1 protein-coding gene is annotated in these 1,088 nt (G+C 57.5%); it reads right to left on the reverse strand.

Going from position 1 to position 1,088, the window contains the following annotated elements:
* On the reverse strand, window positions 1-973 hold a 973-nt coding region (locus ACR3FF_RS27135), incomplete at its 3' end, for an IS4 family transposase (protein WP_458191204.1).
* Window positions 974-1,088: the final 115 nt, after the last annotated feature.

The following is a 1,088-nucleotide window of genomic DNA, read 5'->3' on the forward strand; positions in this document are numbered from 1 at the left end:
TTGTGTCGAATTCGTCCAGTTCGTACTGCGTCTTCAGCTCACGGAACAACGTTTCTACCTCCCATCGACACCGATACAGCGTTGCTAGATCTGCCGGGAGGAACTCCTCTCTCGGCAGATTCGTGATGTAGAGATGGTAGTCGTCGGCGTCCTCGTTGCGGACGCCGACGACGCGGAACCGCTTCGTGTCTAGTGAGCGCGTTCCCTCGTACTGTCCTCGCTTGAATTCCGCTTCGACCTCGACGTCGATGTACTTCCGCGAGAGGTCATCGACCACATCGTGGATCTGCTTGCCCTCCAAGGGAATGGCGCGGCCGCTCCATTCCCGTAATTCTGCCGTTATCACCGGATTCGCGTTCTGCTTCAGCCGACTCACGAAGTAGCCGTCGTTCTCATCGATCAACGCGAAGCGGCGGTACTTGAAGTACGCGAGGTCGAGTAGAACAAGCCGTCCCTGCAGCCACGAACCGGTCTTGAACAGTGTGCTGTCGTGCGTTTTCTCGTCAGTCACGTCGATCCGTTCAATCGTCTCGTCGGTGGCGTTGTGGAGCAGGTGGAGCTTCGCTCCAGCCTGCTCCTCATGACGGGCTTGGAACTCATCAGAGAGGAACTCGTGCAACCGCAACACGGTTCCATCAGCGATCATCACGTCTCTGAATCGGTCGATATCAGCGTCAACAGCATCAGGGACAGCGACCTCGTCGAGGCCGCGCTCGACGAGGTCGCGGAGATACTCTGCAAGAGTTGGCGTCAACCGGTGATAGAAACCGCCAGAGGAGATCGGTTCGTCGGCTGTGGCGTTGTAGGAGCGTCTGAATCCAGCGAGTGTTCGGCTTTCGCCTGCGGCGAATCCGAACACGAGCGCCCACACGAGGACTGGAACCTGAAGCTTGCCCTCTCGCTCGACCACGCCCAGTTCCTCGGCGTGATCTTCGAGGAACTCGGAGGGAAACAGTGTAGTGAGCCGACGCATGATTCTTGATGAGGAGCGAGAGTCGTGCACTGACTTCTCCTCCTCATTCCTCTCGAAAAGTAGCCTCGATAAGCCGTCACTGTCACGCGGTTCTCGTCTTAGCTAAAGACGGATG

This window comes from Haladaptatus ordinarius (genome assembly GCF_054177595.1).